Here is a 16453-nt window from a genome sequence, read left to right as displayed (position 1 = left end):
CGTCACGCGTCGACAAGCTGCCGCCTTGACGCCATCCCCGCAGCGCCTGCCGGGCATTGATGCTCTGAAGGCGCTGGCCTGCATGCTCATCGTCTGGCATCACCTGGCCTTTTATGGACCCATGTCTGATGTTGTCCAAACCGCCGCACCAGGTTTGATCAACTGGCTGTATGACTACGGGCGTATGGCGGTGCAGGTGTTTCTGGTGGTGGGCGGTTTTCTGGCAGCTGCGGCACTGACGTCGCTGCACATTGACAAACCCGCCCAGCCGGGGCAATTGATATTTCGTCGTTATCGGCGGTTGGCATTGCCGCTGGTGGTCGCGGTGCTTATTTGTGTTGCGGTCGCTGCTGCCGTGCGTCCGTGGTTTGCGCACCCCTCTGTGCCCGACGCGCCTGGCTTTTCGCAATTGGTGGCGCACGTGTTTTTTCTGCAGGATCTGGTTGGCCAGGAAGCTTTGTCCGCCGGTATCTGGTACGTCGCGATTGACTTCCAGCTCTTTGTGGTCAGTGTGGCCCTCTTCACATGGGTGCCGCGCCATTGGCAGCGTTGGGCCGTGCTGGTTGTGGCGGCTGCGTCCTTGCTGGTCTTCAACCGCCACGGTGGCCTCGATGCAACGGCTTTGTATTTCTTCGGTTCTTACGCGCTCGGCATGATGGCCTGGTGGGCATCGCGCAGTCAGCATCCTGTGCGCTGGCTGCTTGGCATGACGGTGCTCGTTGCCTGCGCCCTGGCGATTGATTTCCGGGGTCGCATGCTGCTGGCATTGCTGGTTGCGCTGAGTCTTGTGTTCATGCAACGCGGTTGGTGGACTTTTGGCTGGCTGCAGGCTCCGTGGTTGCTGCGTTTGGGACAAATGTCGTATTCGATTTTCCTCATCCACTTTTCGGTCTGCCTGCTGGTCAACGCCATCGTCACCCATGTCTGGCCCGGGCAGCTTGTGCCAAACAGCCTCGGTATGCTTGCGGGCTTTGGGCTGTCTTTGCTGGCTGGCTGGGCGCTCTACGTGGGCGTGGAATCTCCCGCTGCGGCTTGGCGAGCGCTGCCTGCGTTTCGCCGTCGATAAACGAAACTTCGGAGCGAAATACGGCTCTTGCCCTTTATACTCGGGCGTTAATTGCTATATAAAACATAGCAAATGAATCCTTGCGAGTCCCGATCGGCGGGAATATACTGTTTATTAATACAGTATTTAATAGATCCGCTGATTCTCATGTCCGAAGTCCGTATTCCCCTGCACGCCATCAAGGGCCGCGGCACATCCACGCGCATGGCGCACCGCTTTTCCAGGGACGCGCGTGATGCCTGGGACGACGGCTGGGGCACGCTGGAAGACTCACTCGCGGAGGAAACGCAGCCATCAACCGAGGTGACTTTTGAAGACGCGCGCAGCGCCATCAGCCGCAATGATTCACCTGATATTCATTTCGACTACTCGGTCAACCCGTACCGGGGTTGCGAGCATGGCTGCATTTACTGTTATGCACGGCCAACCCACAGTTATCTGAATCTGTCGCCCGGACTGGATTTCGAAACCAAGCTCATTGCCAAGCGCAACATCGTGGAAGTGCTGCGTGCGGACCTTGCCAAACGGAGCTACCTGCCAAAGCTGATCAACATCGGATCGGCCACCGATTGTTATCAACCCATTGAGCGCGAGCTGCGCCTGACGCGCAGCGTGATTGAACTCATGCAGGAGGTCGGGCACCCGTTTTCCCTTGTCACCAAGTCCAGCAGCGTCGAGCGCGACCTCGATTTGATTGCACCCATGGCAGCCCGAAAGCTGGCTGCTGTGTACATCACGATCACAACGCTGGATGGCGAGGTGGCGCGCAAGCTGGAGCCACGCGCCGCGGCACCCCACAGACGGCTGCGCACCATTCGCGCACTGGCCGAGCATGGCGTGCCTGTGGGCGTGAGCCTTGCGCCGCACATCCCGTTCGTGACCGACGACATGGAGCAGGTGCTGGAAGCCGCATGGGATGCCGGGGCGCGCTCGGCGTTTTACCATGTGATTCGCTTGCCCTGGGAGGTGGCGCCGCTGTTCAAGCAATGGCTGGAGGTTCATTACCCGCTGCGTGCCGCGCGCATCATGTCGCATATCCACGAGATGCGGGGCGGTAAAGACTATGACGCCGATTTCGCCACGCGCATGAAAGGCTCCGGCTTGTGGTCAGACCTGGTTCGCCAGCGTTTTCAGAAAGCTTGCCAGCGTTTTGGCTTTAACCGGGAACGTATAGAGCTCGATGTGAGTCAGTTTCGCGCCCCCAGCGTTTCGGGGCAGGGCGACCTGTTTTAAGACGCTGCGGCGGCCATTGGCCGAAGCTATAGTTCAAACTGTTTGCTTCGAGCCGGTTTGACAAGACAGGCACGAAAACCGTGTTAAACGAGAGGAACAAACCGTGGCGCTTGAGTGGAAATATTCATCGGAAGGCATGACGGCTTCGGATTGGGAAGAGCTTTCACACCTGTACCGGGCGGCCCCACTGGGTGACAAAAAGCCGGCGGACCTTCAACTGGTGTTTTCCAACAGCATGTTCAAGTGTTTTGTGTATGACGCTGGCCAGTTGATTGCGGCAGGCCGCGCGGTGGCAGACGGCAAGGACTGCTCTTACATCTGCGACATCGCGGTTGCGCCGGACCGCCAGGGCTCAGGCATGGGCAAGGACATGGTGGCGGCACTTGTGCGGCTTTCCGGTGGCCACAAGAAAATCATCCTGTACGCGGTGGCTGGTAAAGAGCCGTTTTACCGCAAGCTTGGATTCAAACGCATGCTTACCGCGATGGCAATTTTTGCCAATGAGGACCAAGCTCTTCAAAGCGGCTTGATCAGCGACACCTGAGGCGTAGCGCTCGGGTGACTCACGCTGTTACAGCGCCAAGTTGCCGCGCATGGTGATGCAGATGTTCAGCCATGAAACTGGCGACGAAGTAATAACCATGGTCATACCCGGCATGGCGATGCAATTCCAGCGGCTGGCCTGCCTGGGCGCAGGCGGATTCAAACAACTCGGGGTACAGCTGCTCAGCCAGAAATTTGTCGGCTAGTCCCTGATCAATGCGAATCCCGCCGGGGTAGGGCGCGTGACGAAGTTGGTTCATGAGCGCGGTGGCGTCATGCGCCGCCCAGCCTGATGCATCGTTGCCCAGATATCCGCCAAATGCCTTGCGCCCCCAGGGGCACTGGCTGGGTGCACAGATGGGCGCAAAGGCGGACAGTGACTTGAAAAGGCCGGGATGCCGCAGCGCCAAAGTCAGCGCACCATGACCGCCCATGGAGTGGCCGAAGATGCCGATGCGGCCTGCATCAATCGGTAGTGCACCCGTGATCAGTGGCAACAGCTCCGCCGTGATGTACCTTTCCATGCGCCAGTTCTGCGACCACGGAGCCTGCTTCGCATCGAGATAGAAGCCCGCTCCTACGCCGAAATCCCAGCTGTTTGCCTCGCCAGCCACATTCGCGCCGCGTGGACTGGTGTCAGGTGCGATCAGTGCCAGACCGAGTTCCGCCGCCAAACGCTGTGCACCCGCTTTGGCCATGAAAGTTTCTTCGTTACAATTTAACCCTGCCAGGTACATCACGGCGGGTACAGGGCCGTGCGATGCCTGCTGCGGCAGAAACACCGAAAACCGCATGGGCAAGCCGATCTCGCGCGAGTCATGCTTGTAAAAGCGCTGCACACCGCCGAAGCAGCCGTGTTCGCTGAGAAGTTCGAGTTGGGTTGTCATGGGGATCTCGTGTTTATGTGTTCGTCATTCATGACACCACACCGTTCGGGCTGAGCTTGTCGAAGCCTGTCCTGAGCACGACGAAGGGCCCTTCGACAAGCTCAGGACGAGCGGAAGTTCAGTGAACGAACGTGGGGGCAATAGCTAATACAGCACAACTCCGCGAATCGATTCACCGGTCTTCATCAAATCAAAACCCTTGTTGATGTCTTCCAGCGGCATGGTGTGTGTGATCAGGTCATCGATGTTGATCTTGCCTTCCATGTACCAGTCGACAATTTTCGGGACATCGGTGCGGCCACGGGCCCCGCCGAAGGCTGAGCCCTCCCATTTGCGGCCAGTGACCAGTTGAAAGGGCCGCGTGCTGATCTCGGCGCCGGCCTCCGCCACGCCAATGATGATGCTGCGCCCCCAGCCCTTGTGCGTGCACTCCAGGGCCTGGCGCATGACCTTGGTGTTGCCTATGCATTCAAAGCTGTAGTCGGCGCCGCCATCGGTCAGCTGCACGATCGCGTCGACAACGTTTTCGGTTGTTTTGGGGTTGATGAAATGCGTCATGCCAAACTTGCGCGCCATCTCCTGCCGCGCAGGATTGATGTCGACACCGATGATCTTGTCCGCACCCACCATTTTTGCGCCCTGAATCACATTCAGGCCAATGCCGCCCAGACCGAACACGACCACATTTGCGCCAGCCTCTACCTTGGCGGTGAACAGCACTGCACCAATGCCTGTGGTCACGCCGCAGCCGATGTAGCAGACCTTGTCAAAAGGTGCGTCCTTGCGAATTTTTGCCAGCGAAATTTCTGGCGCCACCGTGTAGTTGCTGAAGGTGCTGGTACCCATGTAATGAAAGATGGGCTTGCCGTCCAGGCTGAAACGGCTGGTGGCGTCTGGCATCAGGCCCTTGCCCTGTGTGCCGCGTATCAGCTGGCAAAGATTGGTTTTGCGCGAGAGGCAAAACTTGCATTGCCGGCACTCGGGCGTGTAGAGCGGAATCACGTGATCGCCTTTTTGCAGGGTGGTCACACCCGGCCCCACGTCCACGACGATGCCCGCGCCTTCATGGCCGAGGATGGCCGGGAAAATCCCTTCCGGGTCAGCACCGGAGAGGGTGTAGTAGTCCGTGTGGCAGATGCCGGTGGCCTTGATCTCGACCAGCACTTCGCCAAATTTCGGCCCTTGCAGGTCCACGGTTTCGATGGTGAGAGGCTCACCTGATTTCCAGGCAACGGCGGCTTTTGTTTTCATGATGACCTCTTGAGTGGCTATTTAAAATCAGGCAGGGCGACCCGCGGGAATGGAAGGCGGCGCGCCGTACAAATGCAGGCGGCCCACCAGCCACAAGCTGAAAAAAGTGGCGACCACACCTACCAGGGCATTGCCCCAGAAATTTTGCACCATTCCCTGCGCGTCGCGGCTGATGATCAAGCCGCCCACAAACGCCGCAGCGCCCATGGCCGCCGATTGCACGGAAGAATTCAGGGCCATAAAGGTGCCCCGGAGCTTGGGATCGGCGGCGCTGGACACCAGCGCCATGCCCGGCACCATACGCCCGTTCAAGCCGATGAACAATGTTGTGCTCACCAGCAAGATGCCCCACATGCCAAATCCGGCGCTCTGGGTTAACAACAGCATGGGGACAATCGCAAACACCGCCATGATGCTGAACATTTTTGCCTTGCCGACCGAGTCTGTAAACCGGCCGATATAGCGCGCCGTGACCAGCGTAGCGGCCCCGCCGCAGAGGTATAGGTAAGGCACCTGCGTTGCGCTGAAACCGCCGTTGGTTGTGACAAAAATGGTGATGTAGGGGATCAAGGCAAATCCGCCAAACATCAACAAGGCGCTGAAGGCAAACGCCTTGAGATGGTTTTTGTCGCGCAGCACTTGCGCAATGCTGCCAATGGCCGATTTCCGCTCGTGCTTTAAGTGCTCGGTTAGCGGCGGCAGGGTGAGCCAGGCGCCTAACGCCAGCAAGCCGCTGGTGGCCGCAATGGCATAAAAGGGTGCGTGCCACCCAAGGCGGGCGGCCAGAAACAACCCGATGGGAACCCCTGCCACCGATGCCACAGAGAACGATGACATGACCACCGCCATGGCCCGACCGCGCCGTTCAAACGGGATCACGTCAGCCACGATGGTTTGCGTCATGGCCGCCATCACGCCGCCAAAGGTACCCGCCGCAATACGCGCCAGCATCAGCGTGTCATAAGTGGGCGCCAGCGCACAGGCCAGAGTGGCCAGCGCAAAAAGCACGTACAGCGTCAGCAGCAGCTTCTTGCGGCCAAAGCGGTCAACATACAAAGAGGCGAGCAAACCTGACGCGCCTGCCGCAAAGGTATAGGCCGAAACCAGCAGCCCAAATTTTGCGTCACTGATGTTGAAAAGCTGGGTGAACTGGGGGCCCAGCGGCATCATGACCATGAAGTCGACGATGTGTGTGAACTGGATGCCCGCCAGCGTGAGAAGCAGCCACAGTTCGCGTTTGGGTGTCAGCGCAGTTGTCATGAGGTCCCTGAAAACAACAGGCGACTTTACTGGACCTGGTGTGTTGGCGCTGGAGTGCCGCACAAGACCTTTTGCTGGGTGTTGTGCGGAGTGTCACAGGGGTCTGGTGGACCCCGCGCTCAAGTGCGTACGGACATCTCGAAAGAAAATGCCAATATGCCCAATCATGACGGGCAGAGCTTGCTATTGAAAGAGTAGCAAATTGCCCGCGGAGCTCAGGGCGCGAAGAAGCTCTTGAGCTTGTCGGTCCAGGTCTCTTCGGTCGGCGAATGTTTGGCACCCCCTTTTTTGATGGACTCGTCCAGCTCCTTGAAGAGCTTGCGCTGATGCTCGGTGAGCTTGACCGGTGTTTCCACAGTGATGTGGCAATACAGGTCGCCCGGGTAGCTTGAGCGCACGCCCTTGACGCCCTTGCCGCGCAGTCGGAACTGCTTGCCGGTCTGCGTGCCTTCAGGAATGTCGATGGCTGCCTTGCCAGCGAGGGTGGGGACTTCAATCTCGCCACCCAGAGCCGCTGCCGCCATGCCGATAGGCACCACGCAGTGCAGATCGTCGCCGTCGCGCTCAAAGATGTCATGCTTCTTGAGCCGGATCTCGATGTACAGGTCGCCCGGAGGTCCGCCATTGGTTCCTGGCTCGCCGTTTCCGGTAGAGCGGATGCGCATGCCGCCGTCAATGCCGGCCGGGATTTTGACTTCCAGCGTCTTGTTGTTTTTGGTTTTGCCAACGCCGTGGCAAGACATACAGGGCTCGGGGATCAGCTTGCCGGTGCCCTTGCACTGAGGGCAGGTTTGCTGCACGCTGAAAAAGCCCTGGCGCATCTGCACCACGCCGTGGCCGTGGCAGGTGGTGCAGGTGACCACCTTGGTGCCAGGCTTGGCACCGGTGCCGTGGCAGGTGTTGCAGTCGTCCCAGCTCGGGATGCGGATCTGCGCATCTTTGCCCGTGGCAGCTTCTTCCAGGGTGATTTCCATGGCGTAGCTGAGATCGCCGCCACGGTAAACCTGCCGTCCGCCGCGCTGACCACCGCGCTGCTGCGCACCAAACACGTCACCAAAAATGTCGCCAAAGGCCTCGGCAAAACCACCAAAGCCCTCAGCACCCGGGCCGCCGCCACCGCGATTCGGGTCTACGCCGGCGTGGCCGTACTGATCATAGGCCGCACGTTTTTGCCCGTCAGAAAGCATCTCGTAAGCCTCTTTGGCTTCCTTGAATTTTTCTTCTGCCGCCTTGCTGCTGTCGCCCTGGTTGCGGTCAGGGTGATGCTTCATCGCCAGCTTGCGATAGGCTTTTTTGATGTCTTCATCACTGGCGTTTTTGGGGACGCCCAGTGTGTCGTAGTAGTCTTTTTTGATGGCCATGAAATTGCGTGTTCAGTTAGAAAGCTCTCAAAGCCCGGAAGCGGCAAAGCGGAATGCGGAAGAAAACCTCCCGATTCCGCTTCGCTGCCGTAAGGCGTGCACTCAGCAAGGGATCAACCCTTTTTGACTTCCTTGACTTCCGCGTCCACCACGTTGTCATCGGCAGCCGGCTTGGCCGCGGCATCTTCGCCTGCAGGCGCGTCAGCACCCTGCGCGGCCTGTGTTGCCTGCATGTCCGCGTACATTTTTTCGCCGAGCTTCTGGCTTGCATCCATCAACGCTGCGTTTTTCGCTTCGATGGTGTCCTTGCTTTCGCCTTTCAGTGCTTCTTCCATGTCCTTGATGGCGGCTTCGATTTTTTCCTTCTCGCCAGCGTCCAGCTTGTCGCCGTACTCGACCAGCGACTTCTTCACGCTGTGCACCATGGCCTCGGCGTTGTTCTTGGCCTGAACAAACTCAACGCGCTCTTTGTCGTCGGCTGCGTGCAGTTCGGCGTCTTTCACCATTTGCTGAATCTCGGCTTCTGACAAACCGGAGTTGGCCTTGATGGTGATCTTGTTTTCCTTACCGGTGCCTTTGTCCTTGGCGCCAACGTGCAGGATACCGTTGGCGTCAATGTCAAAGGACACTTCAATTTGCGGCGTGCCACGTGCGGCTGGTGGAATGCCTTCAAGGTTGAATTCGCCCAGCGCCTTGTTGCCGGTGGCCAGCTCACGCTCGCCCTGGTACACCTTGATGGTCACCGCAGGCTGGTTGTCTTCAGCGGTTGAGAAAGTCTGCGCAAATTTGGTCGGGATGGTCGTGTTCTTCTTGATCATCTTGGTCATCACGCCGCCCATGGTCTCAATGCCCAAAGACAGTGGCGTCACGTCCAGCAGCAACACGTCGGTTCGGTCACCAGACAGAACCTGACCCTGAATGGCGGCGCCCACGGCCACAGCCTCGTCAGGGTTCACGTCCTTGCGTGGCTCCTTGCCGAAGAACTCCTTGACCTTTTCCTGCACCTTGGGCATACGGGTCTGGCCACCGACCAGGATCACGTCATGGATGTCGGAGACGCTCAGGCCAGCGTCCTTCATGGCGGTGCGGCAAGGGGCGATCGTGCGCTCGATCAGCTCGTCAACCAGGCTCTCCAGCTTGGCGCGGGTGAGCTTGACCAGCAAATGCTTCGGGCCAGATGCAGGGTCGTGTGCAATGTAGGGAATGTTGACTTCGGTCTGCGCGCTGTTGGACAGCTCGATCTTGGCTTTTTCTGCAGAGTCTTTGAGACGCTGCAGGGCCACCACGTCTTTGCTCAGATCAATGCCGCTGTCCTTCTTGAACTCGGCAACGATGTAGTCGATGACGCGCTGGTCAAAGTCTTCACCGCCGAGGAAGGTGTCACCGTTGGTGGACAGCACTTCAAATTGTTTTTCACCATCGACGTCGGCAATCTCGATGATGGAGATGTCGAACGTGCCGCCACCCAGGTCATACACCGCAATCTTGCGGTCGCCTTTTTCCTGCTTGTCCAGGCCAAAGGCCAGTGCAGCAGCAGTGGGCTCGTTGATGATGCGTTTGACATCGAGGCCGGCAATGCGGCCCGCGTCTTTGGTGGCCTGACGCTGGGCGTCGTTGAAGTACGCAGGCACCGTGATCACGGCGTCGGTCACTGGCTCGCCAAGGTAGTCTTCGGCGGTTTTTTTCATCTTGCGCAGAATGTCGGCGCTGACCTGTTGTGCAGAGAGTTTTTTGCCGCGCACTTCAACCCAGGCGTCGCCGTTGTCGGCAGCCACGATGGCGTAAGGCATGAGTGCGATGTCCTTCTGGACTTCTTTCTCGCTGAACTTGCGGCCGATCAGGCGTTTGACGGCGTACAGGGTGTTCTTGGGATTGGTAACAGCCTGGCGCTTGGCGGATGTACCGACCAGCACTTCGCCGTCTTCCTGATAAGCAACGATGGAGGGCGTGGTGCGCGCGCCTTCCGAGTTTTCGATGACGCGGGGCGTGTTGCCTTCCATGACAGACACGCAGCTGTTGGTGGTGCCCAGATCGATACCGATGATTCTTCCCATGATGACTCCTGCTATTTGAATTCGTTAAAAATTTTGAAGGGTGGACTGTACTCAGGCCACTCTGAAAGACTGTGTTGAAGACTTGTGGATAACTTTTCCAACTTCAAGTGCAGCAACTGATTTTTTTGGCTATTTAGGTGCGGTTACCGTAACGAGCGCCGGGCGCAATACGCGGTCCGCGATGAGGAAGCCTTTTTGCAGAACACTCACCACAGTGTTGGCATCCTGTTCTGCTGGCACCACGCTGATGGCCTGATGCTGATGCGGGTCAAAGCGGGTACCAGCGGCGGGATTGATCTCCATGACCCGGTTGCGCTCGAGCGCGCTCTTGAGTTGTTTCAGGGTCGCTTCTGCGCCTTCGCGGAGCTGCTCTGGCGAGGCGTCCTTGATGGCCAGGCCGGCTTCGAGGCTGTCCGTCACCGGGAGCAAGCTTTCGGCAAAACTCTCAACTGCAAATTTGCGCGCCTTGGCAATTTCTTCGTCCGCGCGGCGGCGGGCATTTTCAGCCTCGGCCTTGGCTCGCAAAAAGTTGTCTGCCAGTTCGGAGTTTTTGGCCTGTAGCAGGGCTACATCGGCCTGGGCCGCAGACAGCGCATCGGTTTCGTTGGCGGCCTGTGCGGCCTCCAGCTCTTCAGGGCTGGGGGCACCTGTAAGTTCTTGATTCTGTTCGGTTTGTGGATTGTCAGACATGGCGAAAGTGGCTTATTCAAAGGGACAAGAGAGCTAACTGGGGGCAGCAAAGCCCTTTTCAAGACAGGGGATTGTGCCTTGCGGCACGATGCGCGCCCCGCAGGGCGGGGGAACGGAGATTTTAATGAAGGCCGAAACGGGCCTCGCACACACGATCCAATTGGGAGCGCCTCAAAAGTCTTTGCGACCTGTCAAATGTGTCGCCCCCAAATAAAAAGACAGGCGCTTGGCCTGTCTTCTTTGCGGCGCGTGGCTGCTTATTTCTTTTTAACGGTGCCTGCTGCCTTGACCTGGCTGAGCTGCCACTTGCCGGCAAATGCCTGCATGTCGTTCAGACGCTTGAGCAGGTCGGCGCCCAGGGTCGTAACGATGTAGCCATCAGTACCGTGACCCATCAGGCCGGCGGCACGCAACTCTTTGATGCGGGTGTTGAGCGTGTTGGGTGTGATGCTGCCAACGCTGTCCTGCAACAGGCGGAAAGTCTGCGGATGACCATCTTTCAGTGCCCAGAGAACGCGCAATGCATAACGTGATTCAAGCAGCTCAAACAGTTGGCCGACTGCAGCATTTTCTTTGGCACTCATGGGGAATATCTCCTGGTCACTTATTCTTCAGATTAATCGGGTAAGCACGCGCTCAACCAGAAATATAGCTCAAATTTTGCGCTGCTACTGCTTTTATAGCTAACTTCGCCCATAGGGTGTAGCCTTCCAGCCAAAAAGGCTTGAAAAACGACACAGGATGGGATAGAGCTTCCGAACAAATAGACATGCACGGGCCAAGCGCTGCCGTTAATTAGGCAAGCGCGCAGGGACGAAGGTCAACAGGTGTAGGCCCGAAATTGCGCAGCCCTGCGCGCGCACGCGGCCTCGTGCGGCAGGCCCATGCGCTACGGGCCGCGCGCTGAGGATCTGATCCTTAACGGACCATGCAAGGCATCTTGTTGTTGAACTTCCAGTTCGGAACCAGGTATTGCATTGCCACCGCGTCATCACGCGCGCCCAGGCCATGCTTGAGGTAAAGCTGATGAGCTTTCTCAACTTCAGCCATGTCAAGCTCAACGCCCAGGCCGGGCTTTTTCGGAACAGCGACGCTGCCATCAACAATTTGCAGTGGATTTTTTGTCAGGCGCTGGCCGTCTTGCCAGATCCAATGTGTGTCGATGGCGGTAACCTTGCCTGGCGCGGCTGCAGCCACGTGGGTGAACATCGCCAGTGACACATCAAAATGGTTGTTGGAGTGTGATCCCCAGGTCAGTCCCCATGTCTGGCACATCTGGGCCACACGCACAGAGCCTTGCAAGGTCCAAAAGTGCGGGTCGGCCAGCGGAATATCGACACACTGCAAAGAGATGGTGTGCGCCATTTCGCGCCAATCGGTGGCCACCATGTTGGTGGCTGTCATCAGGCCCGTTGCGCGGCGAAACTCTGCCATCACTTCACGGCCCGAGAACACGCCTTCGGCGCCGCACGGGTCTTCTGCGTAAGCCAGCTCCTTGTGACGGTCGCGGCAAAGGCGGACTGCATCTTTCAGCAACCAGCCGCCGTTCGGGTCCAGCGTGATACGCGCATTGGGAAAGCGCTCTGACAGCGCCACGATGGCTTCAACTTCTTCCTCGCCGCGCAGCACGCCGCCCTTGAGTTTGAAATCCTTGAAGCCGTAGCGGTGGTAGGCCGCCTCAGCCAGGCGCACCACGGCTTTCGCGTCCATGGCTGGTTCATGCCGCAGGCGCTTCCAGTCATCACTTGCGCCCGCGTCGCTGAGGTAGGGCAGGTCGGTTTTGCTTTTGTCGCCGACATAAAACAGGTAACCGAGCATTGCCACCGAGTCGCGCTGCTGGCCATCGCCCAACAAGGCAGCCACTGGCACATCCAGAAACTGACCCAGCAGATCGAGCAGCGCGCTTTCCACGGCTGTGACGGCGTGAATCGTCACCCGCAGGTCAAAGGTCTGGCTTCCCCGTCCTGCACTGTCGCGGTCAGCAAAGCCACTTCGCATGCTGTTAAGGACTTTGTTCCAGTCACCCAGCGCCTGGCCTTCTATAAGAGGGCGGGCATCTTCAAGTGTCTGGCGAATCTTCTCGCCGCCCGGCACCTCGCCCACACCCGTTCTGCCGGAGCTGTCTGTCAGGAGCAGCAGGTTGCGTGTGAAAAATGGCCCATGCGCGCCGCTCAGGTTGAGCAACATGCTGTCGTGACCAGCGACAGGGATGACCCGAAGGCTGGTAATACGCGGTGTTTGGGTCGTGAGCGGGGTGGAAGAGGCGGAATCTGGCATGAGAGTTAGGGAATTCTTTAAGATCAGTCATCGTACAACCTGACGCAGGCATGATTGATTAGGGATAACCCTCGTCCGCCCTTGTCCCCGGTACTGCCGCTGTCTACCTTTAGACGGGCGGGCCGGATTGACCTTTGCTCAAGCGTTCACGGCTATTGGAAAGGTGAGTGCGCATGGCTGCGCGTGCGGCTTCTGCATCCTGGCTGCGGATGGCGTTGTAAATGTTTTCGTGCTCTGCATTCACGCGCTGAAGGTAGTTCAGCCGGCCTTCCGGTGCGCTTTGCGGCGTGTTGACCCGTGTACGGGGAATAATCATCGTCCCCAGATAAGTCATCAAGTCTTCGAAGTGGCGGTTACCCGTGGCGCGCGCCACTTCCATATGAAACTGGAAGTCGGGCGGGACGGTGTCGGTGTCGCCGTGAATCGAATCCTGAAATGCGCGCAGGGCAGTAGCCAGCGCCTCCAGGTTTTCCGTCGTACGCCTTTGGGCTGCCAGGCCCGCGGCCTCAGTCTCCAGGCTAATACGCAGCTCCAGTACCGAGATGACGTCGGCGACGGTGGCAAAGTCAGCAGGGGCAATCCGGAAATTTCCTGCGTCACGGTTGGGAATCACGAATGTGCCAATGCCGTGCCGGGTTTCAACAAGCCCGGATGCCTGCAGTTTTGAGATGGATTCGCGCACCACAGTCCGGCTCACATCAAAACGGACCATGATTTCCGCTTCGGTAGGCAGCTTGTCACCCGGCTGCAACTGACCTTCACGAATGCTGGCCGCCAGACTGTCTACGATTTCCGATACCAACCCACGCGGGCGCCGGGGGCGGAGGACTTCGGCGAGGGGTGGCGCAATCAGGTTGGATTCCATGTTCTTTTCTCGGCTAGGGGTTTGCCCTTATGGGCGGTAAATCCTCTTGACACTCAAAAAGCCTTCACTAAAATTCAAGTCATCAGACAACATATGACTGACGTGTAAAGATTCGATTGACTTTAGCAAAACTGGTAAAAAAGTCCAGCGTTTAAGTCCAGCTTCGTTTCCTCAGGTTCCACCAGGTTTCAACAAAGAGATTTATGACGATCAAGGTTCATGACAGACTGCTTTTGACCGGTGCTGCCGGCGGCTTGGGTAAGGCCCTCCGCGGGCGCCTCAAAGCCAATTGCACCACGCTGCGTTTGTCTGACTGGACCGATTTTGGCACCGCCACGGATGGCGAAGAAATTGTGCTGTGCGATTTGGCCGACCCCGTTGCAGTCCATGCGATGGTGGAGGGCGTCGACGCCATCGTTCATCTGGGCGGCGTGTCGGTTGAAGGTCCTTTTGGCCCAATCCTGCAAGCCAACATCCTTGGTGTTTACAACCTGTACGAGGCAGCACGCAAGCACGGCGTCAAGCGTGTGGTGTTTGCCAGCTCCAATCACGTCACGGGTTTTTACCGTCAAAGCGAAACGATCAACGCCGACGTGCCAGCCCGGCCAGACAGCCTGTACGGGCTGAGCAAGGCATTTGGCGAAGACCTGTCGCGCTTTTACTTTGATCGTTACGGCATTGAGACCGTGTGCGTGCGGATTGGCTCATCTTTCCCAGAGCCGCGAGACAGGCGCATGCTGGCCACCTGGCTCAGTTACGACGACCTTCACCGCCTTATCACTGCATGCCTGACAAGCCCGGTGGTGGGTCACAGCATTATTTTCGGCATGTCGGACAACGCAGTTACCTGGTGGGACAACAGCCGTGCGCAACATATTGGCTTCAAGCCGCAAGACAGCTCCGACATCTTCCGCGATGCGGTCTACGCTCGCACAGATGCCCCCGACCTCAGCGATCCTGCCGTCCAGTTTCAGGGCGGCGGCTTCGTCAAAGCTGGCCCTTTTGCCGATTGAGGCAGAGCCCGCAGCACATCCGTTTTTTTCGTGTCAGTAGCTTTTAAACCCGTCCAACAAGGAGACAAACCATGACTTTTCGCAGACACCTCATTGCCGCCGCAGCGCTGGCTTCCTTTGCATTTGCGGCGCCTATGGCCGCGCAGGCCGTTGAGCTGCGTTCCGCCGATGTGCACAACAGCGACGACTATCCAACCGTCGCAGCCGTGCGCCACATGAGCGAGGCCCTGTCCAAGCAAAGTGGTGGCAAGTACACCATCAAGGTGTTCAACAAGAGCGCCCTGGGTTCCGAAAAAGAGACGCTTGACCAGGTCAAGATCGGTGCGCTGGACATGAACCGCATCAACATCAGCTCGCTCAACGCTATCTGCCCGAAGAGCCTGGTGCCCACCATGCCTTTCCTGTTTAACTCAATCCCGCACATGCGCAGGGTTCTGGACGGCCCGGTTGGTGAAGAAATTCTCAAGGGCTGCGAAAGCCAGGGCCTGGTTGGTCTGGCGTTCTACGACAGCGGTGCACGTTCGATCTACGCCAAAAAGCCCGTGCGCACACTGGCTGACACCAAAGGCATGAAGATCCGCGTTCAGCAGTCGGATCTGTGGGTAGCGCTTGCTTCCGCCATGGGTGCCAACCCCACGCCAATGCCTACCGCTGAGGTCTATACCGCCCTCAAAACCGGTTTGATCGACGCAGCTGAGAACAACATCCCTTCCTACGAAGGCTTCAAGCACTACGAAGCTGTGAAGGTGTACTCGCACACCGAGCACTCGATGGCGCCTGAGATGCTGGTGATTTCCAAGGCTATCTTTGACAAATTGACGCCAGCAGAACAGTCAATGTTCCGTACCGCGGCCAAGGAATCGGTGACCTTCCAGCGCCAGAAGTGGGACGAGCAGGAAGCCAAGGCTCTGGACATCGTTTTGAAGTCGGGCTCGCAGATCGTCAAGGACGTGGACAAAAAGTCGTTCCAGGACGCCATGAAGCCAGTCTACGCAAAGTTCATCAACACGCCTGATCTTCAGCGTTTGGTGAAAGCCGCGCAAGACACCAAGTAACTTGCCACCCCCACCCGCGTGGCACGTGCCGCGCGGGTGCTTCTGGGTTTCAACTGTTCGATCGTTCTTCCGTTCTGCCGGCCCCCCCCATGACCCCACTCCCCATTGAGCTGCCGCATCGGCTTCCGCCTGCGAACCTCCTCTTCAACCGCATCTGTGGCGTGATCAGCAAGATCAGCCTGATGATTGCCATTGGCGGCCTCATCACCCTGATCCTCGCGGTGCAATTGCAGGTTGTCGGGCGTTATGTTTTTAACGACACGCCCACCTGGACCGAGGCGCTGGCCTTGCAGCTTGTGCTTTTCATCACTGCGCTGGGTGTTGCTGTCGGCGTGCGCGACGCAGGGCACATCGGCCTGGAGTCGCTGGTGGGCCTACTGCCCGACTGGATGCGGATGAAAATCGAAATACTGATTCACCTGCTGGTGGCGCTCTTTGGCGGCATCATGGTCTCCAGCGGCTGGCTCTGGACCAAGCTCAAATGGACCGAGCTGGACCCCATGCTCGGCCTGCCCGCAGGGCTTGACTACCTTGCGCTGGTGATCGCCGGCGCACTCATCGTGCTGTTCTCGTTCGAGCACGTCCTCGCGCTATTGCGCGGCGAGGAAGTACTGCCGTCCTGGCACTGAATCAACCAAGCTGCTCTCGAGACAAGGCAAATCATCATGGAACTGGCTGTTCTTTCCGTTACCTTCATCATTCTTCTGCTGGTCGGCGTGCCGGTGGCGTTTTCCATCGGCCTGGCGTCGGTGGCCACTGTGATGTACGCCGGCGTTCCTGTCCCTGTCGTCTTCCAGAAGATGGTCGGCGGCATGCAGGTGTTTTCCTTTCTCGCCATTCCCTTCTTCGTATTTGCCGGTGAGCTGATGCTTTATGGCGGCATTGCCGAGCGTATTGT

16 protein-coding genes are annotated in these 16453 nt (G+C 58.2%); 7 read left to right on the top strand and 9 right to left on the bottom strand.

Translation table 11 applies throughout. The annotated features are described in order from the left end of the window. Positions 1–25 precede the first annotated feature (25 nt). The 3 genes from VE934_RS10345 to VE934_RS10335 all read left to right on the top strand — a co-directional run bounded on the left by VE934_RS10345 (position 26) and on the right by VE934_RS10335 (position 2843). Positions 26–1066, top strand: coding sequence for an acyltransferase (locus VE934_RS10345; protein WP_324887102.1), 1041 nt, complete (start codon positions 26–28; stop codon positions 1064–1066). Between the two features lie 147 nt (positions 1067–1213). Next, positions 1214–2299 (top strand): PA0069 family radical SAM protein, encoded by a 1086-nt coding sequence (locus tag VE934_RS10340; protein WP_324887100.1) that lies wholly within the window; start codon positions 1214–1216, stop codon positions 2297–2299. A 103-nt stretch (positions 2300–2402) separates the two neighbouring features. Then, complete coding sequence (locus VE934_RS10335) at positions 2403–2843, top strand: GNAT family N-acetyltransferase (protein ID WP_324887098.1); 441 nt, start codon at positions 2403–2405, stop codon at positions 2841–2843. Positions 2844–2862: 19 nt separating this feature from the next. Here the strand turns inward: VE934_RS10335 and fghA are convergent, their stop codons facing one another. The 9 genes from fghA to VE934_RS10290 form a co-directional block, all read right to left on the bottom strand. Then, positions 2863–3729, bottom strand: a complete 867-nt coding sequence (gene fghA, locus VE934_RS10330; RefSeq protein ID WP_324887096.1) for an S-formylglutathione hydrolase — start codon at positions 3727–3729, stop codon at positions 2863–2865. A 144-nt stretch (positions 3730–3873) separates the two neighbouring features. After that, entirely contained in the window at positions 3874–4980 is a 1107-nt protein-coding gene (locus VE934_RS10325; RefSeq protein WP_324887094.1) for an S-(hydroxymethyl)glutathione dehydrogenase/class III alcohol dehydrogenase, read from the bottom strand. A gap of 27 nt (positions 4981–5007) precedes the next feature. After that, a complete protein-coding gene (locus tag VE934_RS10320; RefSeq protein ID WP_324887092.1) occupies positions 5008–6240 on the bottom strand; it encodes an MFS transporter in 1233 nt (410 codons plus the stop codon). A gap of 215 nt (positions 6241–6455) precedes the next feature. Next, entirely contained in the window at positions 6456–7601 is a 1146-nt protein-coding gene (gene dnaJ, locus VE934_RS10315) for a molecular chaperone DnaJ (RefSeq protein ID WP_324887090.1), read from the bottom strand. Between the two features lie 113 nt (positions 7602–7714). Then, positions 7715–9655: a molecular chaperone DnaK gene (dnaK, locus tag VE934_RS10310; RefSeq protein ID WP_324887088.1), complete on the bottom strand. Its 1941-nt coding sequence runs from the start codon at positions 9653–9655 to the stop codon at positions 7715–7717. A 129-nt stretch (positions 9656–9784) separates the two neighbouring features. Further along, positions 9785–10345, bottom strand: coding sequence for a nucleotide exchange factor GrpE (gene grpE / locus VE934_RS10305; protein WP_324887086.1), 561 nt, complete (start codon positions 10343–10345; stop codon positions 9785–9787). Positions 10346–10602: 257 nt separating this feature from the next. Then, complete coding sequence (locus tag VE934_RS10300; protein WP_324887084.1) at positions 10603–10929, bottom strand: winged helix-turn-helix transcriptional regulator; 327 nt, start codon at positions 10927–10929, stop codon at positions 10603–10605. 334 nt (positions 10930–11263) lie between these two features. Then, positions 11264–12622 (bottom strand): glucarate dehydratase, encoded by a 1359-nt coding sequence (gene gudD / locus VE934_RS10295; protein ID WP_324887082.1) that lies wholly within the window; start codon positions 12620–12622, stop codon positions 11264–11266. A gap of 109 nt (positions 12623–12731) precedes the next feature. Continuing rightward, a complete protein-coding gene (locus VE934_RS10290; protein ID WP_324887080.1) occupies positions 12732–13487 on the bottom strand; it encodes a FadR/GntR family transcriptional regulator in 756 nt (251 codons plus the stop codon). 203 nt (positions 13488–13690) lie between these two features. Here VE934_RS10290 and VE934_RS10285 point away from each other — a divergent pair, with 203 nt between their 5' ends. The 4 genes from VE934_RS10285 to VE934_RS10270 form a co-directional block, all read left to right on the top strand. Beyond that, entirely contained in the window at positions 13691–14500 is an 810-nt protein-coding gene (locus VE934_RS10285) for an NAD(P)-dependent oxidoreductase (RefSeq protein WP_324887078.1), read from the top strand. Between the two features lie 71 nt (positions 14501–14571). Next, positions 14572–15555, top strand: coding sequence for a TRAP transporter substrate-binding protein (locus VE934_RS10280; protein ID WP_324887076.1), 984 nt, complete (start codon positions 14572–14574; stop codon positions 15553–15555). Between the two features lie 89 nt (positions 15556–15644). Then, positions 15645–16184: a TRAP transporter small permease gene (locus VE934_RS10275; RefSeq protein WP_324887074.1), complete on the top strand. Its 540-nt coding sequence runs from the start codon at positions 15645–15647 to the stop codon at positions 16182–16184. 36 nt (positions 16185–16220) lie between these two features. Then, positions 16221–16453, top strand: a 233-nt coding sequence (locus VE934_RS10270) for a TRAP transporter large permease subunit (protein ID WP_324887072.1), incomplete at its 3' end; no start/stop codon positions are given.

The organism is Polaromonas sp. (genome assembly GCF_035638815.1).
Lineage (GTDB): Bacteria > Pseudomonadota > Gammaproteobacteria > Burkholderiales > Burkholderiaceae_C > Polaromonas.
The sequence above is the reverse complement of the archived record's forward strand: the minus strand, read 5'-3'. Positions and strand labels throughout refer to the sequence as shown.